The sequence below is a fragment of the Streptomyces atroolivaceus genome (genome assembly GCF_000717025.1).
Taxonomy (GTDB): domain Bacteria; phylum Actinomycetota; class Actinomycetes; order Streptomycetales; family Streptomycetaceae; genus Streptomyces; species Streptomyces atroolivaceus.
Window position 1 is genome coordinate 1 of record NZ_JNXG01000087.1, and the last position, 248, is coordinate 248.

The window sequence follows — 248 nt, forward strand, 5'->3', positions numbered from 1 at the left end:
GGGGCTGCAGGGCCCGGCACTGACGGTGGACACCGCGTGCTCGTCCTCACTGGTCGCCCTCCACCTGGCCGTACGCGCCCTGCGCTCCGGTGAGTGCTCACTCGCCCTCGCCGGCGGCGTGACCGTGATGTCCACACCAGGCATCTTCGTCGAGTTCTCCCGTCAGCGAGGGCTCGCCGCGGACGGACGGTGCAAGTCCTTCTCCGCCGACGCCGACGGAACCGCATGGGCCGAAGGCGTCGGCGTAC

At 71.4% G+C, this 248-nt stretch carries 1 protein-coding gene; it reads left to right on the forward strand.

Annotated features, from left to right (window positions below):
• A partial coding sequence (locus tag OO67_RS35530; protein WP_033305968.1) for a beta-ketoacyl synthase N-terminal-like domain-containing protein occupies positions 1-248 on the forward strand: 248 nt, incomplete at both ends.